The sequence below is a fragment of the Kitasatospora sp. NPDC096140 genome, from assembly GCF_040303045.1.
In the GTDB taxonomy this organism is placed as follows: Bacteria; Actinomycetota; Actinomycetes; order Streptomycetales; family Streptomycetaceae; genus Kitasatospora.
The window spans coordinates 83769-106041 of sequence record NZ_JBEOUW010000006.1 but is presented as its reverse complement, the minus strand read 5'-3'; the positions used below and the strand labels follow the sequence as shown (position 1 = coordinate 106041).

The following is a 22273-nucleotide window of genomic DNA, read 5'->3' as shown; positions in this document are numbered from 1 at the left end:
AGGGGGACGGCGCTCCCGGGCGGCGGCTGGCCCCGTCGGGTGATCCCAGGGCGCGGGTTCCGCGCCGGGCGGCCGAGGGCTCGCATAGTCGGGAGCGTTCATACCAGCCGATCGTGGGACGAGCCGATGATGCGTCTGAAAGGCCGAGAGATCCTCACCGCCGCCACCGCCCTGCTGCTCGCCCTCACCGGGTGCGGGGCGCCGCAGGGACGGCAGGCCGTACCGTCGCCGCTGCGGGACCCGAGCACCGCGGCCACGCCGACCCCGACCGGGCCGCGGGCGTTCACCCTGGTCGCGACGGGGGACGTCCTGCCGCACACCGAGATCATCCGGCAGGCCATGGAGGACGCCGGCGGCGACGGGTACGACTTCAGCCGGATGTTCGCCGGTGTCAAACCGGTCATCGGGGCCGCCGACCTGGCCATCTGCCACATGGAGACGGTGTACGGCGCCGACGGCGGGCCCTTCACCGGCTACCCGTCGTTCAAGTCGCCCCCGCAGGTCGCCCGGGCGCTCAAGGACGCCGGCTACAGCTCCTGCGACACCGCCTCCAACCACACCCTCGACGACGGGCCGGCCGGCATCCGGCACACGCTCGACGCCATGGACGCCGTCGGCCTGAAGCACACCGGCTCCGCGCGCAGCGCCGACGAGGCGGGCCGCCCCGCGCTGCTCACGGCGGGCGGCGCCACGGTGGCCCAACTCGCCTACACCTACGGCACCAACGGCATCCCCCTGCCGAACGGGCAGCCCTGGGCGGTGAACCTCATCGACCGGGACCGGATCCTCGCCGACGCGAGGGCCGCCCGGGAGCAGGGGGCGGACATCGTCGTGGTCAGCCTCCACTGGGGCACCGAGTGGCAGGACACCCCGGACGAGCAGCAGCTGACACTCGCTCGCGACCTGGCCGCCGAGCAGAGCCCCGGCCTGCCCGACGTCGACCTGGTCCTCGGCACCCACGCCCACATCCCGCAGGCGTACGAGAAGATCAACGACACCTGGACGGTCTACGGCATGGGCGACCAGCTCGCCGGGCACATGTTCAACCACACCGGTGCCGAGGACCCGCGCGGCAACTGGAGCTCGATCGCCCGCTTCACCTTCTCCCCGCCGACGCGACCGGGGCAGCGATGGGCCGTCACCAAGGCCGAGTTCGTCCCGCAGCTGACCGACCTCGGCCCGCCCTACCGGGTCCTCGACCTGGCCGAGGCCGTCCGCCACGACCCCGGGCGCAGCGACTACGCCCGGGCCCTGGACCACATCCGGTCGGTCGTGCTGAGCCGCGGCGGCGCGTCGGCCGGACTGACCATGGCGTCCTGAGCGGAAACGCCGTCGCCGTCCGACCACCGTCCGACCGCCGCCGGAACCGCCGCCGGACCGCTGTCGGGCCGCTGTCGGATCCGCCGCCGGGGCAGGCCTACCCTGTTCCGGAACAGGGGGAGGGCGGGGACGTGGAACTGACGGTGCGCGACAGGCGCCGGCTGGCCGTGGTCGGCCTGATCGGGGTCGGGGTGGCGGCGTGCTACGCGGTGTGGGGCGGCGGTGAGGCCGAATCCGACTATCCGCTCCCGTACAAGCGGCGGAACGCGTCCGTCCTGCGCCGCATCGCGCTCGCCGACCCGTCCACGAAGAACACCGCCGTGGCGGCGGACGACCGCACGATCACGATGGAGGTCGCCTGGAGCGGCTGCGACTACAAGCCCGACCTGGTGGCGCGGGAGACCGGCTCGAAGGTCACGCTGCTGCTCAGGCGCCGCGACGCCTCGGGACCGAACATCGGGTGCGAGGACGGCGGCATCGCCGAGCTCACCGCCGTCCTGCACCAGCCCCTCGGCACCCGGGCGCTGACCGACGCCGTCACCGGCGAACCCGTCCCCCACGCGCACGCCTGACCACCACCGGTCGGCGGCACGGGGGTCACCCGGTGCCCGGCCGGAGCAGCAGGCTGCCGAGTGCGGTGCGGCGGTGCAGGACGGCCTTGCCGGCGCGGGCGGTGGAGATCAGGCCGGCGCCGCGAAGCGCTGCGGTGTGGGCCGAGACCGTGGCGGCGCTGACGCCGAGCCGTCGGGCGAGTTCGGTCGTGGTGCGCTCCTCGGCCAGCAGGTGCAGCAGTTCGGCGCGGGTGTTCCCGATCACCCTGGCCAGCGCCTCGGGGCCGGCGGAGCCGTCGGGCTGCGGCGGGAGGCCGGCGCCCGCCGGGTAGGTGACCACGACCGGGCGGTCCGGGAGGTCGGACAGCAGCGGCCCGCCGGTCCAGTGGAAGGTGGGCAGGAGGAGCAGCCCGCGCCCGCCGAGGTGGATCTCCCGCGGCCCGCCCGGGATCTCCCAGACGCCGTCGCGCAGGCGGGCGCCGGGCAGCAGCCCGGCCAGCACCGCGCCGACGCCACCCTCGGCGAGCTGCACGGCCCGGCGCACGAACTCGGCGTGGTGCAGGTCCTGCACCTGTGCCCAGACCGGGCCGAGCAGCACCTGGAACGCCGTCTGCTGGGCACGCTGGACCAGGCTCCAGGCCTCGGCGTCGCCGCGGTGCAGGTCGTGGATCCACGCCGGGGCGGGCGTGCGCACGGGTGCGTAGACGCGTTCCAGTTGGGCGCCGACCAGCTCGGGCGGGACCGAGCGGACCTGTTCCAGGGCGTCCGGGAGGGAGTCCGCCGGCACGTCGAGGAAGCTCGGGGCCAGCCCGGCCGGGACGAGGTCGGCGAGCGGGAGGGTGACGTTCGGCAGGGCACGCAGTGCCCGGCGCCGCCACGCGCCGTGGAGCAGGTCGCCGTCCCGGCGGCACATCATCGTCAGGGCCACGTTGAGTTCCTGGAGCGGCGCCGGCCGGGGGGCGAGGGTGACCCGGGCGAGGTCGTCGGGGGTGAAGCGGATCCGGAGCACGGCGCCCCCCTTCGTCGGCCCCGACGGTGTCCGGGCGCCATCCTTGAGCCTCGAACCTAAACGATCGCGCGCGCCGCCCGGGGCGGGGCAGCATGCGCCGCATGACGAACGACTCCTCGATCAGCCGACGCACCGTCACCGGGTCGGTGCTGCTGGGCTCCGCCACGCTGGTGCTCGGCGCCGGTGGCCGCGCGCACGCCACCGGCCGTGCCCAGGACGACGACCGTGCCCAGGACGACGACCGTACCCGCACCGACGACCGTACCCAGGGGGGCGACCGTACCCAGGGGGGTGACGTCGTCCTCACCCTGCCCGCGCCCACCGGCCGCCACCCCGTCGGGTGTCAGCCGGTGTACCTCGTCGACGGCTCCCGGCGCGACCCCTGGGACCCCGGGATCCCCGTGCGGGAACTCATGCTGACGGTCTTCTACCCGGCCCGCGACGTCACCGGCCCGGCTCCCGCTCCGCAACTGCCACCCGAGGCCGCAGCGGCGTTCGGCGCGATCGCCCCGCTCGGCCCCCTCCACCTGCCCGCCGCGGGCGTGGACTGGGGCGCCACCCGGTCCCACGCGTTCGAGGGCGCCCCGCCGCTGCCGGGCCGGTGGCCGGTGCTGGTGTACAGCCCGGGCGGTGGCGACCCGCGCGGCCTGGGGACGTCCCTGGCGGAGGACCTGGCCGCCCACGGCGCCGTCGTCGTGGCGGTCGACCACCCCGGCGACGCCGCAGCGGTCCGCTTCCCGGACGTCACGCCGTACCGGACGGACACCGTGCGGACGACCGTCTTCCGCGGCGACCCGCGGGACCAGCCGGCCGTGGCCCGCACGATGATCGACGCCCGGATCGCCGACCTGCACGTCGTCCTCGACCGGCTCGGGCGGGCGGCCGACCTCCCCCTGCCGCGCGGGCTCGCCGAGACGCTCGACCTGCGCCGCCTCGGCGTGTACGGGCACTCCGCGGGCGGGAGCGCCGTGACCCAGGTGATGGACGAGGACCGGCGGGTGCGTGCCGCGATCAACCTGGAGGGCTACCTGGACCACCCGCCGGCCGGGCCCGGCGCTGGCCCCGAACCGTTCCCGGTCGCGGTGCACGGGACGGACCGGCCCCTGCTGCTGCTCGGCAGCGAGGGGTTCGACCGGCGGCGGGAACTGGACCGCTCCTGGTCGGCCGTGGCCGCGCGCTCGGGTCGGCGGGTCCGCAGCGCGTGCATCGCCGACGGCAACCACTGGGTGTTCACCGACTACGCGGCGATGCTCCCCCGGCTCCAGGCGGCCGGGTTGATGACGGCGGCGGCGAGAAGCGCGTCGATCGGCACGGTCAGCCCGACGGTCTCGGTCCCGGAGGTCCGCCGCACGGTCCGCCGGTTCTTCGCGGAGCACCTGGCCGACCGCTGACACGCGTCGCAAACGGCCCGGCCCCCCGGGGGCCACGCTGCCCCGGGGGGCCGGGGGCCGTGCGGTGCGCGGGGGTTGAGAGGATCGCCGCATGGAGTTCGACGACCCGGCCGTCATGCGCCGACTGTGTGTGGAGCGGCTCGGCCCGGAGGCCGGGCGGCGGTTCGCGGCGATGGCCCGGCGCGGGTTCCGGCTGGTCGCGGCCTCGGCGGAGGCCCCCGCCGCCGGGCGGTCCCGGCTCGGCGGGGACGCGCTGCTGGAACCGGGCGTCCCGTGGCCGGCCCTGGAGGGCGTCCCGCTGTCGCTGCACGCCGTGCTCGACACCGATGCGCTCGCCGGCTGGCTCGGGGACCAACTGCCTGTCCGGCCGGGCCTGCTGAACTTCTTCCACCTCGATCCCGACGTGCCGTACGAGGAGTACAGCGCGCTGGACGCGTACAGTCCCGACGCGTGGCGGGTGATTCCCGCCGATCCCGCGCGGGCCGTCACCACGAGCGCCCCCGAGCCCGCCCGCCGCTACCCGGCTCGGCCCGTCCACGCGGTCCCGGTGACCATGCTCCCGGACAGCTGGGACCTTGAGAACGACGACCTCCCGTACGACCGGGACCGGCACTGGGGTGCACCCTCGCTCGTCCTCGACGCGATGGACGACCTCGACGGGAACACCGCCGGCCACCACTGCGCGTTCGGCTGGCCCGACACCTCGTACACGTCCACGGTGACCGCCCGCGACGACGACGGCCCTGCCGTCCACCTGCTCCAGCTCGCCGAGGACGCCGACCTCGGATGGGGCTGGGGCGACGCCGGGACGATGTACTTCACCATCCCCGCCGGGGCGTTCGCCGCGGGAGACTTCGGCAGGGCCGAGGCCGCCGGCCACTGCTGCTGAGCGGACACGTCCGCGGTGGCCGGCCGAGCGGCGCGCGTGCCCGGCCGAGCCGCGCGTGCCCGACCGGGTGACCACCCGCAACGGACCCCGCACCCGGCTCGTTCACCCCCGTGCCCGCCGGAACGCCCCGCGGGCGCACCGCAGGCAGAAGAAGGGGAAGGGGCTCACATGCACCAGGCCGTCACCAGGGCCGCGGCACTCGCCACCGCGGCCGCCGCCGTCCTGCTCGCCACCGCCACGCCGGCCGTCGCCGCGGGCCGGCGCAGCGGCGACGCCTGCACCCACAACTGGTCCGGCCCGCAGGTGTGCATCGCCGTCGACGGACACGACGACTGGGCACGGCACCTGACGGTCACCTGGACCAACCCGGGCAGGGCAAGGCAGTCCACCGCGGTCCTCCACGAGGGCGACCACCAGGTCGAGGTCCACGAGCGGATGACCGGCACCGCCCGCGACGGGCGGATCACCGCGGAGTGGACCGACATCGAGGTCGCCTGGGGACGGCTGTGCGGCTCCTTCACGGACACGCCGAACGTGTGGGCCTGCGTCGACATCCACAGCGGCGGCCCGTACTCCTCCTGACCTCGCGGCGTCGGCCGCCCGTTCGTCCGGGCCGGCCGGTGCCCGCGGGTCCGCTCAGCCGGAGTGCAGGACGCGGAAGCGGTCGGGTGCCGCCGGATCCCGGTCGACGACCTGGACCGGCGGCCACGCCCACTGCCAGACGTCGACGCCCGGCGTGCGGGAGAACCGGATCCGCCCGCGGGTGCCCTCGACGCTGACCTGCGGCCACGCTTCGGCGATCCGGGCCCGGTCCGTACCGTGCGAACGCAGCACCTCGGCGAGGACGGTGACCGTGTCGTAGCCCTCGAAGGCGACGAAGGACGGCGCTTCGCCCAGCCGCTCGCGAAGGGCCGCCTCCACGCGCGTGCCCAGCGGGCCCAGCTGCTCGGGAAGGTAGCGCAGGAACGGGATCGCCGCGCCGTCGTCGCCCAGCAGCGCCGCCCATTCGGCGAACTCCGGCTGCCCGGCCGGAGCACCGATCAGGACCCCGGCGAGGCGCGGGTCGCGGCGGACGGACCTGACGATCGGCACGGCCGGATCCGGCTGACCGACCAGGAGGAGCAGGGCCGTCGCCTCGTGCCGGACGAGTTCCTCGCACACGGCGTCCGGCGCGAGCGCGACCGCGTCGAGCTCGACGACGGTGCCGCCCTGCGCCGCGACGTGCTCCCGCAGGATGCGGGTCCCGGCCGCCCAGTAGACGCTCGGCTGCACGGCCACGGCGATCCGCCGGTGGCCCGCGCCGAGGAGGAAGTCCGCGTAGGTGCGCCAGCCGTGCGACTGCGCCGGGCACAGCCGCGCGACCCACGGCGTCGGCTGCTCGACGAGCGCGTCGAGCACCGCCGACGAGCAGAGGTACGGCAGGCCGAGGGCGTCCGCCCTGGCGGCGACGGCGCGGGCGACGACGCTGTGGTACTCCCCCGCCAGGGCGGCCACGCCGAGGCCGGCCAGTTCCTCCACCGCCGCCTCGGCCCGCTGCGGATCGGCCGCGGTGTCCCGGACCAGCAGTTCGAGCGGCCTTCCGGCGATCCCGCCGCCGTCGTTGACCTCGCGGACGGCGGTTTCCAGCCCGGCGAGCACGTGCCGCCCGGCCTCGACCCAGCCGGGCCGGGTCAGCGGTACGAGAGCGCCGATCCGCACCGGAGATCCGTCAGGGTGCGCCGCTCCGGACGACGATGGTGAGGTACTCATGCGTGGGCGTCTCCCGCCTGACGGTTCGGTCGCAGGCAGCGCGGGCGACGTCGGCGGAGCGGCGAGTCCCGGTCGTCCGCGTCCGCCCAGCCCCGCCGCGCTCCTCACCTCCGCGGCGCGCGCACCTGCGGGATCATGCCGGACATTGCATCCACCACCACCGGCGCCGGGCAAGCGAATTACGGCGGGCGTCCGCAGGCGCGCCACCGGGTCCGCGAGGTCCCACGGGACCGCCGGGGCCGCCGGGTGGGCCGGCCGGGCGTCACACGCACGGCCGGTACCCGCTGGGTGGGAGCGGCGTCGGACCGGATCCTGGTGGCATGCCCCTCCCCCTCTACGGCGTGGCCGCCGGCACCTTCCACTCGTTCACCCGGGACCCGTCCCACCACTTCGGGCACTGGTACCACGGCCACCTCACCCTCGCCACGCCCGACGGCCTCTGCCCCACCGCCCTCGACGTCGACGCCCCGACCGACGTCGGGGTCTCCTACCGGCTGGTGGACGACCTGACGGTGGACCGCATCGCCGCCGTCCGGGCCCTGGCCGACGGGTTCCACCCGCTGGCCTCCACCCCGGACTCCGGCGCGCTCGACTACGCGCGCAGCCCGATGCTCCAGGACACCGCGTGGCTCGCCGAGGCGGCGGCGCTGTTCCGCAAGGCCCGCATCGCCCTGAACCGCCCCGCGCCCGGCTCCCCCGCGTACGGACCGGACCTCGCCGACCGGCTGGCCGCCGGCCTCCCGGTCCGCGCCTTCCCGTGGGTGAGCAGCAACGGCGACAACGCGCTGGACGTCCTGCTCCCGCACGTCCGGGCCGCGAGCCGGATCTACGTCTTCGGGCAGCGCTTCGACGACGGGCTGGGAGTCCACGACGTCCACCTCAACCAGGGCGACCCGGTCGGCAGCCCCTGGTACCAGGACAACGGGACCTGGCAGGACGGCGCCGTGGTGTGCGAGCACACCGACGGGTGGGTGGTCGCCTGGCAGGTCAGGTTCAACACCCAGGTCCTCACCACGGACGACGCCGGCCACCCCCACTGACGCCCCCGGCGGCGCGTCTCCGGCGGACAGCAGCCCGGCCGACCCCGAGTCCGCAGACCGGGCGCGATCGGGACTCCGGCGGCCGAGCGCACCTCCCGTCCGCGGGTTCACGCGGCCCGGCCGACAGCCCTCCCGGCCGGGCCGAGGTCGCCCGACAGGTGCCGCTCGGCGGCGTGCCAGGCCGCGGTGACGGCGTGGTGGGCGGCAGCCGTCGCCTGGGCGACGTCGCCCTCCAGGTGGAGCGGGGCACCGAGGTGGACGTGCAGGGCCGGGCGCCGCAGCGGGGCGGTGGCGAAGCCGGCGAGCTGCTTGGCGGCGCTGCCGGAGCTCAGGCGGCGGGCGCCGCACTGGCCGAGCGGCACCACCGGGGCGCCGCTCGCCGCCGCGAGCCGGGCCAGACCGGTACGGAAGGCACCGGGCTGCGCGTCACCGGAGTCCCGGCGCTTCGGCAGGCCGCCCTCGCCGTAGATCAGCACGACCCGGCCGGCCGCGAGCGCCGCCGCGGCGGAGTCGAGGGCGGCGGCGGCCCTGGCCGTCCCGCGGTGGACGGGGATGTGACCGCCTGCCTGCAGCACCCCGCCGAGCACGGGCACCCGCCACAGCCCGGCGGTCGCCATCACCACCGGCTCGGTGCCCAGCCTGCGCAGGGCCGCCAGCACCACGCCCGGATCGGCGAGCGAGCTGTGGTTGGCGGCGACGATGCTGCCCGGCGCGACCGGACCGGCCACCTCACAGGTGACGGACAGACGACCGAGGACGGGCACCAGGGCACCGGCGATCCTGCTGAGCATGGCGGGGCTTCCTTCCTGGCCTTCGCGGCCTGCATGGCCTTCGCGGCCTTCCTCGCCCTCCGTGGCGCGGCACCGCCATCCTCGCCGGGCACCGCCACCGGCCGCCTGAGTAGCGGTACTCAGAACGGGACCGGGTGGGGACCGGGTACCGACCCGCCCGGCACCCGGCCGGCCCGCACCCACAGCCGGCCCGGACCCACTGGTCGGCAGCAGCAGCCCGGGTGGGAGGATCCCGCCGACAGTTCCGTACGAGGAGGCCCGGTGGACGACCACGCGCAGCATGACCACTCCGACTGGGAGGAGGTCGTGTTCGCGGCCCGGGAGCGTGCCCACGCGCGGCAGGCCCTCATGGTCGAGCGCTTCGGGCTGTCGGGCGACGACGTGCAGTACCACTGGTCGATGGACGACGCGCGGATCACCTGGTCCCGCGGCGGGGCGGTGTTCCTCACCGGCCGGCTCACGATGATCGGCACTGTCAGCCTCGCCCGGCAGACCTGGTTGTGGTCCTGGGCCAACGACTCGCTGCCGCCGGCGGTCCTGGGCGACATCGAGCGGGTGCGGCGGTTCGGCGAGGCGAACGACTACCCCGTCCTTCCGTGGCCGGGCTTCGACCACCACCCGGAGCTGGTCGCCGAGGCGCGGATGGTCGCGGCGTCGGTGCTCGACGCCGACGGGCTGTGGGCGGACTCGACGGACGACGTGCAACTCCACTTCCTGGTCCACGACCTGGCGCCGGTCCCCGAACCGCGGTGACGCCCGCCCCCGAGTCCGCGCGGCTTCACCCAGGGCAGAACGCCGCCGTCTTCCCTCGGCGCCGCGGATCCCTAGGCTGAGGGGGTGAGCACTCATGCGCCGAACGAAGCCCGCGTCATCCCCCTGCGCCGGCAGGCCTCGCCGCCCGCGCCCGATGGGGCCGCCCGCGCCCCGCAGCGGCCGGCCGGAGCCGCACCGGAGCCCGCGCCGAGGGAGCCGCTGTGGCGCGACCTCGTCGGCGGTGTGCTGCGCCGCGAACGGCTGGCCCAGGAACGCACGTTGAAGGACGTCGCGGAGGAGGCCCGGATCTCGATGCCGTACCTGTCGGAGCTGGAGCGCGGCCGCAAGGAGGCCTCCTCCGAGGTGCTCGCGGCCGCCGCCCGGGCCCTCGGGCTCGGCCTCGGCGACCTGCTCTCGCTCGCCCAGGACGACCTGGCCCGGTACGCCCGCAGCCGTACGGCCCGGACCGGCCGGACGGGCCTGGGGCGCACCACGCCCACGGCGCAGTACGACGGGCTCTGCCTCGCCGCCTGACGTCCGCCGGAGCACCCGAAGCGGCGGCCGGTACACCCCCGTCGTACCGGCCGCCGGTTCGGTCGCCCGTTCGGCCGCCGGTTCGGCCGCCGTCCACGCCGCGGCTCAGACGGACGCGGCTCAGACGATCGCCACTCACACGGAGGCGGCTCAGACGAGCGCGGCCCGTCGGCTCAGCACCGCGTCGGCCAGCCCGTAGGCGACGGCCTCCTCGGCGGTGAACACCTTGTCCCGGTCCATGTCCGCGCGCAGCGTCGCCGCGTCGTGGTGCGTGTGCCGGGACAGGACCTCCTCCACCTGCGCGCGGACCCGGACCACCTCCTCGGCCGCGAGGCTGAGGTCGGAGACCGTCCCCTGCCGCCCGCCGCTGGCCGGCTGGCCGAGCAGCACCCGCGCGTGCCGGAGCACGAAGCGCCGCCCGGGATCCCCGCCGGCCAGCAGCACCGCCGCCGTCGACGCCGCCTGGCCGACGCAGAACGTGGAGATCGGCGCCTGCACGAAGGTCATCGTGTCGTAGATCGCCATCAGCGAAGTGAACGATCCGCCGGGCGAGTTGAGGTAGATCGAGATCTCGCGCTCCGGGTTCTCCGACTCCAGGTGGAGGAGCTGCGCGATGACCACGTTGGCGACGCCGTCGTCGATCTCGGTGCCGAGGAAGACGATCCGCTCGTTCAGCAGCCGGCTGAAGACGTCGTAGGACCGCTCGCCCTGCGCGGTGCGCTCGATGACGTAGGGAACCGTGTACGAGCCCATGTCACAGCCCCATCCGTCGGCGCGAGACGGCCGGGCGGATGTCGGTGAGCGACTCCACCATCCGGTCCACGATCCCGTACTCCTTGGCCTGCTCGGCCGTGAACCAGCGGTCGCGGTCGCCGTCGCGCGCGATCGTCTCCTCGCTCTGCCCGGTGTGCTCGGCGGTGATCCGCTCGATGGCCTTCTTGGTGTACTGCAGGTTCTGCGCCTGGATCACGATGTCGGCGGCACTGCCGCCGATGCCGGCCGAGGGCTGGTGCATCATGATCCGCGCGTTCGGCAGCGCGAACCGCTTGCCGGGCGCCCCCACGGTGAGCAGGAACTGGCCCATGCTGGCGGCGAACCCCATCGCCAGCGTCGAGACGTCGTTCGGGAGGAGCCGCATGGTGTCGTAGATGGCGAGGCCCGCGGTGACCGACCCGCCGGGGCTGTTGATGTACAGGCAGATGTCGGTGTGCGGGTCCTCCGCCGACAGCAGCAGCAGCTGCGCGCACACCCGGTTGGCCGACACGTCGTCGACCTGGGTGCCGAGCAGGACGATCCGCTGGGCGAGCAGCTGCGCCGCGAGCTGGTCGTCGAAGCGGCTGGGCGGTGTGCCGCCCTCGTCCGCGTGGGGCGAGAGCGTGCCGAGTGCAGTCATCCGGTCTCCTCGGTCGAGGCTGATGTTCCGTCGTTCTCCACCCTTGCCCCGGGACGGCCCGCGGGTACGGTTTCTCTGCCCGCCGCAGATTCGCCACGGGCAGAGCACCTCCGCCCCCGCCCGCACCAGCACCCGCGCCGTCCGCCCCCGCCCGCATCACCGCCGTCGGAGCCCCGTACCGGCCAAGCGGGCCCACGCCGTGCCCGGACGGGCAGACGGCTCTGCCCCCACGACAGCCGCGGGGCCCTGGTGGCGCGTACGCGGACTTGCTCTACTGCCTCCGGACACCCACCCGCGGCACCCGCCCACCCACGGCACCCGCTCGCCCCCGGGCACGATCGAGGAGAACCACGCGATGCGCGAACACGTCACCGGGGCGCAGCGGTCGGCACCCGCGGAGCGGGGATCCCGGCAGGCGGGGCGCAGGCCGGCCGTACCGGCGGCTCCGGCGGTGTCCGCGGCGCCCGCACCGGGCCGGCCGCGCAGCCCGGGCGAGGTGACGGCCCTGCAGCGCTCGGTGGGCAACGCCGCGGTGGCCCGGATGATGGAGCAGGAGCGGCACGGTCCCGGTTGCGCGGCCGACCACGGCACCGCCGTGCAGCGGGCTCCGCTGAACCTGACCCGCGAGGGCCAGGACGGGGCGGGGCGGCAGCCGTTGGACTCGGACCAGGCCGACGACGTCTTCGACTACGCCCTGACCTCGCTGGCGAAGGGGAACCACGAGGCGGTGGAGCTGCTCCTGAAGCGGTTGGCCGAGCTCTCTCCCGTGCCCGACTACCTCGACGCCCTGCGGACGGCGGTCGCGGGCAACCACGCCGACGACCGGCCCAGGATCCCGCCGGAGGTCCACTTCATCTGGATCGGGCAGCCGATCAGCAAGCCCGCGCTCGACCAGATCGTCAGCTGGGCGGCGAGGGCGCAGAACTCCGACTGGAGCATCAACCTGTGGACCGACCGGAACAGCACCTGGCGTACCGGTGACACCCTCCGTGTCAAGCTGACCGGGAAGCTGAAGTTCCGGAGCATCGAGGAGGCGCTCGACGACCGGGTGCGGGAGATCTACACCACCGCCACGACGGGGAATCAGAAGGCGTACCCGCTGGCCTCGGACGTCGCCCGCTACAGCATCCTGAAGAAGCACGGCGGCGTGTACGCCGACGTGGACCTGGGCTCGGGGGGCATCGACCTGCAGCGGACGAAGCCCCAGCTCCGCGACACCGACGTCCCCGTGCTCGGCCCGCTGATCCGCGATTCGAAGAGCCTGAAGGGCACCCTCGACAGCGCCGGGGCCGGGCACGCCTCCGGTCTGCCCGTCGGCGACCAGGTCCGGATCGCGGCCCAGTACCTGCTGGACACCGGCGGCTACGGCAACCACTTCATCGCCGCGCAGAAGAACTCCGCCGTGATGGACCGGATGATCGCCAAGGTGGCCGCCGACACGTCCGGCATGGACGCCGAGGAGCTGCACATGGTGGGCCCGGCGGCCACCGGCCCGTTCGGGCTCATCAAGGTGGTGGACCAGCACCTGAGCGAGGAGTTCGGCGTCGAGAGCCTCCGGACCGGCGAGCACGCCCTGTTCCAGACCGCGGGGCGCCAGTTCCACGAGCACATCCAGTGGCTGACCACGGAGAGCGAGAACCAGAACTACTGAGAGCTGTCCAGCCGATCGGGCCCGGGGAAATTCGGTTGCCGCGGGCCGCCCTCTCGATCATGATCGCCCGCATGGACTTTTGATGACTGCCACGTAGTACGTACCTGTCGCGCGATCGACCTCGGGGCCTGACGAACCGGCCCCGGGGCGATGGGTCGCGCCCCTCGTGAGCATCCGTCAGAGAGCGGGAGCCGCCGAGTGAGTTCGGCATGCCCTCCTGCTGAGTCCTGAAAGCACCCAACACACATGAATACCGACCGCAAGGCCCTGTGGGCCGTGCGTCAGTCCGCCCTGCCCACCGTCGTCCGGTCCTGCCCGGACTGTCCCGGCATGCGGCACCGCGCCTCGGGGAAGATCCGCGTCAACGCGAGCGGCAAGCTGCTCGACGTCTGGCTGCTGTTGACCTGCGCGACGTGCGACCGGACCTCGAAGGTGCCCGTCCACGAGCGCGTCCACGTCTCGACGCTGGAGCCGGCCCGACTGGTGGCGTACGAGATCAACGACCCGGCAGCGGTACGGGAGTTGGTGACGAGCGCGTCGCTCGCGGCGAAGAACCGGTACCGGCTCGACTGGACCGGGACGTGGGAGCTGGAGGCCCGGATGCCGCTGTACGCGCTCGACGACCCGAACCCGCTCTCGGTGCAGGTGCGCTTCGAGCTGCCCGCGCCGGTCCGGGTGGAGCGGCTGCTCCAGCTCGGTCTCGGCCTGAGCCGGGCCGAGGTGCGCCGTCTGGTCGCGGACGGGCGGATCCGCCTGCCGTTCGCCCCGGACGTCAAGGCGCACCAGGACTTCGAACTCACCATCCACGGACCCGGTTCCGTCGATGCGGCCAAGCACGCGAAGTCCCTCGACGCGCCCGACGCCGAACGCACCGACCTGGCTCGGATCGGGCTGCCGCCCGCACCCGGCCGGGAACTCCCACGCCGGGCCACCGCGCACCAGTAGTGCTTCGTCAGGTGGCTCGTCACGTCGTCGTGTGGCCGGTAGTTCTCCGGTCGTGTGAGGGCCGGAGAGCTCGCGGTGTGACGGGGTCGGTTGGAGGAGTTCGCAGCTGAGGCGTTCGTGCCCTTGGCCCGCTGTGATCAGCGGGCCAAGGGCGGTCTGTTTCTGCGGGGGTTGTTTTGACTGATCGTCATAGCAACTCCCCTGCCGCGCCCTACAATCGGCCGTCACTGCACATCGCCGAGGGAGTGGCCGTGATCGAGCTGTCCGATGTGATCCGGGACCTGCGCAGCCAACTGGGACGAGCGATCGAGGCCGCGGCCGACGAGGAGCTCGAACTGGAGCTCGGGGACATCGAGCTTGAGCTGACCGTCGCCCTGGAGAAGGGCGGAGGGGGCACGGCGAAGGTCAAGTTCTGGGTCCTGGAGCTGGGCGGCAACGGCAAGATGGGACAGACCGACACGCAGCAGCTCAAGCTCACGCTGAAGCCCCGTCTCAGGAGCACGGGCAGGAGTCCGCACGTGTCCGGCTCCGCCGTCGCCGGAGAACGGTGAGCACGGTGCGCGGCGAGCGGTGCACTGTGGGAAGTGAGCGGTGAGAAGTGAGAGCTGAGCGGTGAGCGGTGCTGCCGGAGCAGGCGGAGCAGGCGGAGCAGCCGGCCGGCGGTTCCCGGCCTCCACGGGGCTGGATCCGGATCGCGCCGCGGAGATCCTGGTCACCACGGTCGACGGCAGGGACGAGCGCGGGTCCGGATACCGGGTGACGTCCCGGAGCGTGCTCACGGCCGGCCACGTCGTCCGCGATGCGGACGACCTGCGCGTGCGGTTCCGGGCGGACCAGCCCGGCGAGTGGACGGTGCGCGGCACCGTCCTGTGGAGCCACGATCGACTCGATCTCGCCGTGGTGGGCCTCGACGACGGCGAGGACCGGTCGGCAGGGCCGGGAGCAGCGGTGTCGCCGGTGCGGTTCGGGGCCGTCCCGGCGCTCGACGGCACCGTCACCTGCTCGTCGCTCGGTTTCCCGCTCTTCAAGCTGCGCCGGTCCGTCGACGGCAGGGGGCCCTTCAGGGACGCCAACCACGTCACCGACGGGAGGGCTCCGGCCTTCTCGAACCGCCGTGAGGGCCGGCTGGCCGTCCGCGTCGACCAGTCGCCGCGCCTCCACGGCTCCTTCGGCGACCGGAGTCCCTGGGAAGGCATGTCCGGTGCGGCCGTGTGGAGCGCGGGGTGTGTCATCGGGGTGGTCACCGACCACCACGAGAACGAGGGAACCGGGGAGTTGTCCGCCGCCCGCGTCGACCGGTGGTACGAACACCTGACGCGCGAGGAGGTCGCGTTCCTCCACGAGGCCATCGGCCTGCCGCTCACCCGGGACGGACTGACCGAGGTCCGCGTCGACCGCTCGTCCGCCGATCTGGAGGCCGTACGGCAGTCCCGGGGGCTCCACGCGCTGCTGGAGGCCGAGCTCAACGCCTCCCCGGTCCACCACTACCGTCTGCGGGACAGGCCCGGGCCGTCGCTCGACGACACCTACGTGTACCAGCGGGTCGAGGAGACGGTCAGCAGCTCGGACCTGAAGGTCAGTGCGCCGATCACCGCCGACGAGGTGCTGACCCGGCACCGTCACATCGTCCTGGAGGGACAGCCGGGGGCCGGCAAGTCCACCTTCCTCCACCACGTCGCCCGCAGACTCGCCCGGTCGTGGACGACCGGGGAGGAGGACGACGAGGTCCTGCTGGACCGGACGGTCCTGCCGCTGCGGGTGGCGCCCCAGGATCTCGCCGGTCCGGAGCCGCTTCCCGTCCTGCTGCGCGCCTCGGCGCACCGGAGGCTCGGCGGGCTGCTCTCGTCGGGTCTGCCGGTCGACCTCTTCGAGAAGTCCGTCCACGCCGTCCGGTGGCTGGTGCTGGTCGACGGCCTGGACGAGATCGTCGACGTGTCCGCCCGCCGACGGGTGCTCGACGTGATCGCCGCGGACGTGCGCAGGCCGGTCAGTTCCTTCCGGTGGATCGTGGCGACCCGCCCGCTGCCCGCGGCGGAGGTGGCGTCGCTGCGTGAGGACGACGTCGCCGTGTACCGGCTGGCTCCCTTCGACGACGCCCAGCTCCGGCTGCTGGCCGGCCGCTGGCTCGACGCGGAGGCCGACGAGGCCGCCGGTGAGGACAGGGTCAACGGCTTCCTCCGGCAGATCGACGCCAAGGGCCTGCGTCAGATCATCAGGACGCCGCTGCTCGCGTCGATCGCCCTCATGGTGTACCGGGACCTGCCCGGCGAGCTCCCGGTCGGCCGGGCAGGCCTCTACGAGGACCTGATCGGGTACCTGTTCCGGCGGGACGCCGAGGGCGGACGCCGGTCCGCCTGGCGGAGGACGGTCGTCGAGGAGGGCGGCGACGAGTCCCTCGCGGACCGGCTGTACGGGCTTCGTGCGGGCCTGCTGACGCACCTGGCGCGGATGACGCTCGCGTCCGACACGGCCGTGACGACCGCGGACGCCGTCGCGTGGGCGAAGAGCCGGGTGCCCGATCCACCCGACTTCTTCGCGGCCTGGGCGGAGGCGATCGGTGCGCTGCTGGCTGGCACCGGGCTGTTCCACGGCGTCCACACACGGGGGGAACTACACTGGGCCCACCGGAGCCTCGCCGAGTTCCTGGTGGCTCGCGACGCGGCCAGAGCGCTCCCCGACACCTGGCCGGGCGAGGACTGGCAGACCGACGAACTCCTCTCGGCCGCGCTGGCGGAGACCCGTGACGAGCTGGCCGTGCTCACCATCGCGTGCTGGGCCCACGAACGGGGTGACCGCGCGGCCGAACGGCTCGCCGTGCTCCTGATGGACCGCAGCGACCGGTACGAGGACTACACCCTCTACACCAGTGAGGTCCTGTTCGGACTGGACGGCAACACCCCGGACCGGTACGCCCTGCTGGCCGGTCGCCTTCTCGCCGACGGGCTCCAGCTTCCGGAGGACCTGCGGATCCGGATCGTGCACCGCCTGGCCGATCGCACCCCTTCGCACTTCCACTTCGGCCTCTTCAGCGATGTGCTGTGTGCACTCCCCGACACGGGCCCGGCGCACCGGGCGCTCGAAGCGACCCTCAGGGACACGTCCCTGTCCTTCAACTCCCGGTGCGAAACGCTGCCCACGCTCAGCCGCCTCTCCGGGGTCGAGTCGATGCTGAGCGCAGCCTCGGAGCTGCTGGCGCAGTCCCCGGCGGGCGTCGAGACGAGAGTCACCCGCGGCGGCAACGTGTACCTCGACAGGTCGGATCCGCGCGCCGTCGTCGCTTCCGTCCTGGCGCGGGTGCAGGATCCCCCGGCGCAGGCCATGGCCGCGGAACTGGCCGAGCAGGCATGTGACGAGCTCGGGACTGCCGAGGACCGGGAGGTCGGCTCGGCGGCCACCAAGGGTTTCCTCGCCGACGCCTTCACCGCCCTGGGGAATCCCGGAAGGGCGGTGCACCTGCTGCAGTCCGAGAAGTCGAACGAGATCACGGTGGCCCGGCTGGTCGCGGCCGGAGCGACCTCGGCCGCCGTCGCGGCGGTGCGGGACATGGCAGCGGATCCGCAACGGCTGTCCATCGCCTCGATCGAAGTCCTCGTGCAGGCCGGCGTGCTGGATCCCGTTCCGGAGATCTGCGCCGATGTGCTCCGGTCCCTTACGGAGGAACTGAGGCGGGAGCTGCACGAGCGGGAAGGCCTCGACGAGTGGACCGCGAACCGCCGCGGGAGGGAGATCAGCCGACTGCTCCGGTTGCAGCTGAGATCCGGTGATCCCGCCCTGTCCTTGCAGGTCATCCGAGCGGTGGCCGGCGAGCCGGCGGAGGTGGATCCGATCCTGGCCCTGTGTGTACGGGCGGCCCCGAAGGAGTTCGCCGATCTCCTGCGGGACGCCGACCGGTCGGGCTTCCAGCAGGCCGTCAGGAACCACCTCCCGCCGATGGCGGCGGACCCGGACGACCCCGCCGTCAGGCTGTACGCGAGCCTGGTCCTGTTCGAGATCGGCGAGCTGCCGGACCCGGCGCCCCTGCTGCGGAACCTGCTCGACCGGCGTACCGAAACCGACAGCCGGCTGGACGTCGTGGAGCGGCTGCTGTCCACGCGCCTGCGCGCCGAGGTCGACGGCGTACTCGTGGCGATGGCCGCCGAGGACGAGCTCGGGAAGGACCTCGCTCTCGCGCGCCTGCTGCTCTGGACCGGGCAGGTCGGCGTGGCGGCCTCGGTGGCGGAGAGGACGGTGCTCGCGAGCTGTGACGGGAAATCCCACACGCTCGGCAGGGACGCCGTCGATGCCGTACGGATGTTGGCCACGCATGACGCCGGCCGTTGCTCCGAAGCCGTCGCACGACTGATCCGGACCATGCTCGGCCAGTTCGCCCGCGATCCCGAGAGCGCCTGCAGAGAGCTCCTCTCCCTGCTGGAGATCCTCCCGGACGGCGAGCCTCGGACGACCGGTCCCGACGCGGTCTCCGAGGCCTCCGCAGAACTCATCGAGCGCCTGTCCGCGGACGGGACCGCGAGCGGCTTCCGCGCGGCGGTGTGCGCCACGCTGGCCCTGTCGGCCGCCGCTCGTCACGATCCGCGGACCAGAGCGGCAGCGAGACGGGCCTGCGAAGCGGCTCCGTGGACGCAACTCGACTTCCGCGACGACTGGTTGACCGTGGGCACGGCCAACGCGGCCGCGCAGGTCGCACTGGCCGGCGACTACGCGTACATGCGACGAATCGTCCGGAGGATCTCCACGTACCAGGGCTGCGCCGATCTCCCGGATGTGCAGGCGCGCGTGCGGGCCGCGGTGGACGGCTGGGTCTCCTCCCTTCCGGAAACGTCCGACGGTACGGAAGGCACCGAGGCCGGCACGTTCGGGGAAGCGTCCTCCTAAGGTGGCCTGATGGACAACCAGCATCAGGGCCCGGATGTGGAAACCGCACCGCCGGTCCCGACGAATGTCGTCGGCCTGGCCCCCGTGTTCACCGACCCGCTGTGGCGGATACCCGTCCGGCTGAACCCCGTCGAGGTGGACCTGCTCCGCACCGAGCCGCTGCGCCGGCTGCACTTCGTCGCGCACGGCGGGGCCTCCACGCTCAGCACCCTGCAGTCGTACTCCCGGCTTGAGCACACCCTCGGCGTCCTCGCGCTGGTCGCGCACTTCCGTCCGGACGACGAACTCCTGCGGGTCGCCGCGCTCGTGCACGACATCGGCCACCTGCCGCTGAGCCACACCTTCGAGGGTGTCGCCGGGCTCGACCACCACGCCATCGGACTGCAGTTGCTGCGGACCGACCCGGTCCGGCCGGTGCTGGAGGAGCACGGGATCGGCACCGAGGCCGTCGTCGGTGCACTCGGCGGGAATCCGCCCACTCCGCTCACCGGCCGTTCCGGCCTGTTGAGCCTCGACCACCTCGACTCGTACGTGCGCAGCGGGCGCGCCGCCGGGCGTCTGGACACCGACCCCGCCGTGCTGCTGAGCCGGCTCGACATCCGGGACGCCGTGGTGTCGGCCGACCGCCCGACGGCCGCAGAACTCGTCCGCCTGATCGGCGCGGAAGCGCGGCTGCACACCTCCTGGGACAACGTGGGGCCGGTCTCGGTGGTCCGGCACCTGGCCCTGCGACTGCTCGACGACAGGGCTCACGACGGGGCTCACGGCCCGGCCCTCACCCCGGCCCGGCTCGCCCGGCTGACCGACCCGGAGCTGTGGTCCGCCTTCGACGCCTGCGCGGCCACCCGGGAGGAGAGCGCCATGATCCGCTACGAGCCGCACCGGCTGCGGGTCACGATCGGCCGCGCCCCCGCGGACGAGGTGGGCCGGCGCTTCGCCCTGCGCAAGATCTACAGCTCCGCCCCGCTGGTGGACGGCCGGCCCGTCGAGGCAGCCGCGCCCGAACTGGCCGCCGAACTGGCCGCCCTGCAGTCGCTGCCCACCGAGTTCCACGTGTGCTGGAGCTGAGTGCCGCCGCCGACGGGCTCCCGGTTCCGGCACGACCGCGACCCCGCCGGGCCGGGCGGAGGAGGCGTACGTCCGGCTGAACCTGCCCGGTCACAGGGGCCGTTGACCCGGACGACCGCGGTTTTCCGGTATCGGATGGGAGTTCCATGCCTCGTTCCTCTTCTCACGACACCCGCCCCGGGCCCCGGCGGGGGTTGCGGCGGGTGGCGCACCTGGTGACGGTCTGCGTCGCCGCGGGTGCGGCGCTGCTCGCGCCCGGGGTCGCCGGGGCGAGCGGGAAGTCCAACAGCGACGCCTTCGACAACCTCGGGCCGGCGACCCGGGCCGACTGGATGAAGGGCGTCGCCGGCGACACCTGGCTGGCGGCGATGTCCCTGCCGGGCACCCACGACACGCTCGCCATCCACGGCGGCAGTTCGGTGCAGACGCAGCAGGACTTCGGGGACAGCGCGGGCACCCTGACGGCGCAGCTGGAGCGGGGGATCCGCGCCATCGACATCCGGGTCCGCGTCACCGAGAACAAGTACTTCGCCGTCCACCACGGGTCGTTCTACCAGAACGCCAACTTCGACGACGTGCTGGGCAGGGCGAAGGCCTTCCTCGACCAGCACAGGAGCGAGACGATCGTGATGCGGCTGCGGGCCGAGTGCCCGCTCAGCGGCGGCGGTCTGTTCGACTGCAAGAACGACCCGGAGACGGTCGACAACGCCCGGCGCGAGGCCATCTTCAAGGACTACGTCGCCCGCTACCCGGACCTCTTCTACACCGCCTCGGTGAGCGGGGCGGGAAGGACGGGCGTTCCCCGCCTCTCGCAGGCCCGCGGCAAGATCGTGCTGGGCAGCTTCGACGGCGTCGACAGCGACAACTACGGCCTCAACACCTTCAACGACCACAAGGAGGACCACTACGACGCACCCGACGTGTCCAGGAAGTGGGACTACGTCAAGGCGAACATCGACAAGGCGGTCGACGACGGCAAGGGCGAGATGTTCGTGACGTACACGTCCGCGTCCACCGCTCCCCTCACGGTGCCGTACGTGTACGCGGGCGGGTACGTGACGGCCGGCAAGTACCCGACGCACATCCCGGGCGTGAACTTCAAACTGATGGACTACCTGAACAACGGCGGCGGCAACGGTCACCTGGGCGTCGTCCTGATGGACTTCCCCGGCTGGGCCCTGGTGGACGACATCATCGCCCGCAACCAGGCCAATGCCGTCGTGGACGGCCACCAGGCCATCTGGCAGGTCAACGCCGACAAGACGTACGTCGACACCAAGTACCACCGCTGCATGGTGCGGGGCCCGGAGTTCGACAGTTCCAAGACCGGGGGCCTGGTCACCCAGCGCGCGTGCCAGTCGACGCCGCCCAGCAGCCACCAGTGGGGCGCCGAGAAGCCCTCCTACGACGGCAAGGGCTTCTACTGGCTCAAGGCGAGCAACGGCACCTGCCTGACCGTCCCCTACAACAACGGCAACCCGCCGGGGCCCGGTACCCAGCTGTTCTGGTGGGGGTGTGAGACCCGCTGGTCCTCGGGCAGTCAGCTGTGGAACGTCGTCCCCACCTCGGTCGAGGTCGGGGGCGAACGGAAGACGGCCTACAAGTTCATCAACCAGTGGACGGGCCTGTGCCTCTCGGTGGACCCGGCCACCGCCGGCACCTCCGGCGGCAAGGTCACCCAGGACACCTGCCCGAGGTAGCGGCTCGCTCGGCGGGCGGCCCCGGCGGTGGTCTGCGGGCCCCGCCGGGGCGGCTGCCTACCGTCCCAGGTGGTCGGCCAGGCTCTCGACGGTGCGCCGCCGCGGGGTGTAGGCGGCGACCGCCGAGCCGTCCGCGAAGTGCAGCCGGAACCGGGCCATCGCCTGGAACCGCGGGCGGCGCTCGATCCGGGTGACCAGGTGGCGCGGGGCGTGCCACAGCACGTCGGCGGCCTTCCGGATGTCGCTCGTCGAGACGAACGCGACCCGCCGGTCGGTGACCAGGAGCAGCTTGTGCATCGCCGCGCCGGCACCGCTGGGGAAGCCCTGCGCCAGGCTGCCGGCCTCCCCCGACACCGCACCGATCCGCCCCAGCTTGTTGCCGAGCCGGGCGCCGGCCCCGTCGCCCAGGCCCTTGGCGCCGGCCACCGGGTAGAAGGTGGCCACGTCCAGGATCCGCTCCCCCGCCGCCAGCAGCGGTTCCACGGCCTGGCGGTAACGGTTCACCAACTTGTCGGTCATCCGATCAGACTAGCGAAGATCGTCAGGCAGGTCGGCGCCCGCTCCTCCGCCGGGCCCGCCGGCCCGCTCGCGGCACCGCCGGTGCGTGGGCGACCCGT

At 73.6% G+C, this 22273-nt stretch carries 20 protein-coding genes; 14 read left to right on the top strand and 6 right to left on the bottom strand.

The genetic code is table 11. The features are described 5' to 3' along the window. Positions 1-129 precede the first annotated feature (129 nt). Both ABT048_RS07955 and ABT048_RS07950 read left to right on the top strand, forming a co-directional pair. Positions 130-1320: a CapA family protein gene (locus tag ABT048_RS07955; RefSeq protein ID WP_502893983.1), complete on the top strand. Its 1191-nt coding sequence runs from the start codon at positions 130-132 to the stop codon at positions 1318-1320. Positions 1321-1451: 131 nt separating this feature from the next. Continuing rightward, entirely contained in the window at positions 1452-1892 is a 441-nt protein-coding gene (locus ABT048_RS07950; RefSeq protein WP_350520447.1) for a hypothetical protein, read from the top strand. Positions 1893-1917: 25 nt separating this feature from the next. Here the strand turns inward: ABT048_RS07950 and ABT048_RS07945 are convergent, their stop codons facing one another. Continuing rightward, positions 1918-2880, bottom strand: coding sequence for an ArsR/SmtB family transcription factor (locus ABT048_RS07945; RefSeq protein WP_350520446.1), 963 nt, complete (start codon positions 2878-2880; stop codon positions 1918-1920). Between the two features lie 101 nt (positions 2881-2981). Between ABT048_RS07945 and ABT048_RS07940 the strand changes: the two genes are divergently transcribed. From ABT048_RS07940 to ABT048_RS07930, 3 genes are all read left to right on the top strand, one after another. Beyond that, the gene (locus ABT048_RS07940) at positions 2982-4271 is read left to right on the top strand and encodes an alpha/beta hydrolase (protein ID WP_350520445.1); all 1290 of its coding nucleotides are present in this window, start codon (positions 2982-2984) and stop codon (positions 4269-4271) included. A 91-nt stretch (positions 4272-4362) separates the two neighbouring features. Then, positions 4363-5160 (top strand): DUF1963 domain-containing protein, encoded by a 798-nt coding sequence (locus ABT048_RS07935; RefSeq protein ID WP_350520444.1) that lies wholly within the window; start codon positions 4363-4365, stop codon positions 5158-5160. A 168-nt stretch (positions 5161-5328) separates the two neighbouring features. Further along, positions 5329-5742, top strand: a complete 414-nt coding sequence (locus tag ABT048_RS07930) for a hypothetical protein (RefSeq protein ID WP_350520443.1) — start codon at positions 5329-5331, stop codon at positions 5740-5742. 54 nt (positions 5743-5796) lie between these two features. On the opposite strand, the gene ABT048_RS07925 is transcribed toward ABT048_RS07930, so the two are convergent. After that, positions 5797-6909, bottom strand: coding sequence for an ABC transporter substrate-binding protein (locus tag ABT048_RS07925; RefSeq protein ID WP_350520442.1), 1113 nt, complete (start codon positions 6907-6909; stop codon positions 5797-5799). A 320-nt stretch (positions 6910-7229) separates the two neighbouring features. Here ABT048_RS07925 and ABT048_RS07920 point away from each other — a divergent pair, with 320 nt between their 5' ends. Beyond that, positions 7230-7949 (top strand): DUF2278 family protein, encoded by a 720-nt coding sequence (locus ABT048_RS07920; RefSeq protein ID WP_350520441.1) that lies wholly within the window; start codon positions 7230-7232, stop codon positions 7947-7949. A gap of 107 nt (positions 7950-8056) precedes the next feature. On the opposite strand, the gene ABT048_RS07915 is transcribed toward ABT048_RS07920, so the two are convergent. Continuing rightward, positions 8057-8740 carry a lysophospholipid acyltransferase family protein gene (locus ABT048_RS07915; protein WP_350520440.1) on the bottom strand — a complete coding sequence of 228 codons (684 nt, stop codon included), beginning with the start codon at positions 8738-8740 and terminating at the stop codon, positions 8057-8059. Between the two features lie 261 nt (positions 8741-9001). On the opposite strand from ABT048_RS07915, the gene ABT048_RS07910 reads away from it, so the two are divergent. Together ABT048_RS07910 and ABT048_RS07905 are read left to right on the top strand one after the other, a co-directional pair. Then, complete coding sequence (locus ABT048_RS07910; protein ID WP_350520439.1) at positions 9002-9493, top strand: DUF6882 domain-containing protein; 492 nt, start codon at positions 9002-9004, stop codon at positions 9491-9493. Between the two features lie 84 nt (positions 9494-9577). After that, on the top strand, positions 9578-10027 hold the full coding sequence (locus tag ABT048_RS07905) for a helix-turn-helix domain-containing protein (RefSeq protein WP_350520438.1): 450 nt from the start codon (positions 9578-9580) through the stop codon (positions 10025-10027). 150 nt (positions 10028-10177) lie between these two features. Here the strand turns inward: ABT048_RS07905 and ABT048_RS07900 are convergent, their stop codons facing one another. Both ABT048_RS07900 and ABT048_RS07895 read right to left on the bottom strand, forming a co-directional pair. Beyond that, positions 10178-10780, bottom strand: coding sequence for a ClpP family protease (locus ABT048_RS07900; RefSeq protein ID WP_350520437.1), 603 nt, complete (start codon positions 10778-10780; stop codon positions 10178-10180). 1 nt (position 10781) lies between these two features. After that, positions 10782-11420: an ATP-dependent Clp protease proteolytic subunit gene (locus ABT048_RS07895; protein WP_350520436.1), complete on the bottom strand. Its 639-nt coding sequence runs from the start codon at positions 11418-11420 to the stop codon at positions 10782-10784. Between the two features lie 355 nt (positions 11421-11775). Between ABT048_RS07895 and ABT048_RS07890 the strand changes: the two genes are divergently transcribed. The 6 genes from ABT048_RS07890 (at position 11776) to ABT048_RS07865 (ending at position 21656) form a co-directional block, all read left to right on the top strand. Next, positions 11776-13071, top strand: coding sequence for a glycosyltransferase (locus ABT048_RS07890; protein ID WP_350520435.1), 1296 nt, complete (start codon positions 11776-11778; stop codon positions 13069-13071). A gap of 246 nt (positions 13072-13317) precedes the next feature. Further along, positions 13318-14016 (top strand): DUF1062 domain-containing protein, encoded by a 699-nt coding sequence (locus ABT048_RS07885; protein ID WP_350520434.1) that lies wholly within the window; start codon positions 13318-13320, stop codon positions 14014-14016. Positions 14017-14267: 251 nt separating this feature from the next. Beyond that, the gene (locus ABT048_RS07880; RefSeq protein WP_350520433.1) at positions 14268-14567 is read left to right on the top strand and encodes a trypco2 family protein; all 300 of its coding nucleotides are present in this window, start codon (positions 14268-14270) and stop codon (positions 14565-14567) included. Between the two features lie 61 nt (positions 14568-14628). Continuing rightward, positions 14629-18888 carry a trypsin-like peptidase domain-containing protein gene (locus tag ABT048_RS07875; protein ID WP_350520432.1) on the top strand — a complete coding sequence of 1420 codons (4260 nt, stop codon included), beginning with the start codon at positions 14629-14631 and terminating at the stop codon, positions 18886-18888. Between the two features lie 9 nt (positions 18889-18897). Continuing rightward, positions 18898-19956: an HD domain-containing protein gene (locus ABT048_RS07870; protein ID WP_350520431.1), complete on the top strand. Its 1059-nt coding sequence runs from the start codon at positions 18898-18900 to the stop codon at positions 19954-19956. Positions 19957-20159: 203 nt separating this feature from the next. Continuing rightward, positions 20160-21656 carry a phosphatidylinositol-specific phospholipase C domain-containing protein gene (locus ABT048_RS07865; RefSeq protein WP_350520430.1) on the top strand — a complete coding sequence of 499 codons (1497 nt, stop codon included), beginning with the start codon at positions 20160-20162 and terminating at the stop codon, positions 21654-21656. A 57-nt stretch (positions 21657-21713) separates the two neighbouring features. Here the strand turns inward: ABT048_RS07865 and ABT048_RS07860 are convergent, their stop codons facing one another. After that, positions 21714-22175, bottom strand: coding sequence for a hypothetical protein (locus ABT048_RS07860; protein WP_350520429.1), 462 nt, complete (start codon positions 22173-22175; stop codon positions 21714-21716). Between the last annotated feature and the right edge of the window lie 98 nt (positions 22176-22273).

Bases quoted from the DNA above. Each gene is read 5' to 3' on its own strand.
- ABT048_RS07895 (WP_350520436.1), bottom strand. From the start codon at position 11,420: ATGACTGCACTCGGCACGCTCTCGCCCCACGCGGACGAGGGCGGCACA.
- ABT048_RS07920 (WP_350520441.1), top strand. From the start codon at position 7,230: ATGCCCCTCCCCCTCTACGGCGTGGCCGCCGGCACCTTCCACTCGTTC.
- ABT048_RS07915 (WP_350520440.1), bottom strand. From the start codon at position 8,740: ATGCTCAGCAGGATCGCCGGTGCCCTGGTGCCCGTCCTCGGTCGTCTG.
- ABT048_RS07885 (WP_350520434.1), top strand. From the start codon at position 13,318: ATGAATACCGACCGCAAGGCCCTGTGGGCCGTGCGTCAGTCCGCCCTG.
- ABT048_RS07940 (WP_350520445.1), top strand. From the start codon at position 2,982: ATGACGAACGACTCCTCGATCAGCCGACGCACCGTCACCGGGTCGGTG.
- ABT048_RS07935 (WP_350520444.1), top strand. From the start codon at position 4,363: ATGGAGTTCGACGACCCGGCCGTCATGCGCCGACTGTGTGTGGAGCGG.
- ABT048_RS07930 (WP_350520443.1), top strand. From the start codon at position 5,329: ATGCACCAGGCCGTCACCAGGGCCGCGGCACTCGCCACCGCGGCCGCC.
- ABT048_RS07900 (WP_350520437.1), bottom strand. From the start codon at position 10,780: ATGGGCTCGTACACGGTTCCCTACGTCATCGAGCGCACCGCGCAGGGC.
- ABT048_RS07870 (WP_350520431.1), top strand. From the start codon at position 18,898: ATGGACAACCAGCATCAGGGCCCGGATGTGGAAACCGCACCGCCGGTC.
- ABT048_RS07925 (WP_350520442.1), bottom strand. From the start codon at position 6,909: ATGAGTACCTCACCATCGTCGTCCGGAGCGGCGCACCCTGACGGATCT.
- ABT048_RS07860 (WP_350520429.1), bottom strand. From the start codon at position 22,175: ATGACCGACAAGTTGGTGAACCGTTACCGCCAGGCCGTGGAACCGCTG.
- ABT048_RS07890 (WP_350520435.1), top strand. From the start codon at position 11,776: ATGCGCGAACACGTCACCGGGGCGCAGCGGTCGGCACCCGCGGAGCGG.
- ABT048_RS07955 (WP_502893983.1), top strand. From the start codon at position 130: ATGCGTCTGAAAGGCCGAGAGATCCTCACCGCCGCCACCGCCCTGCTG.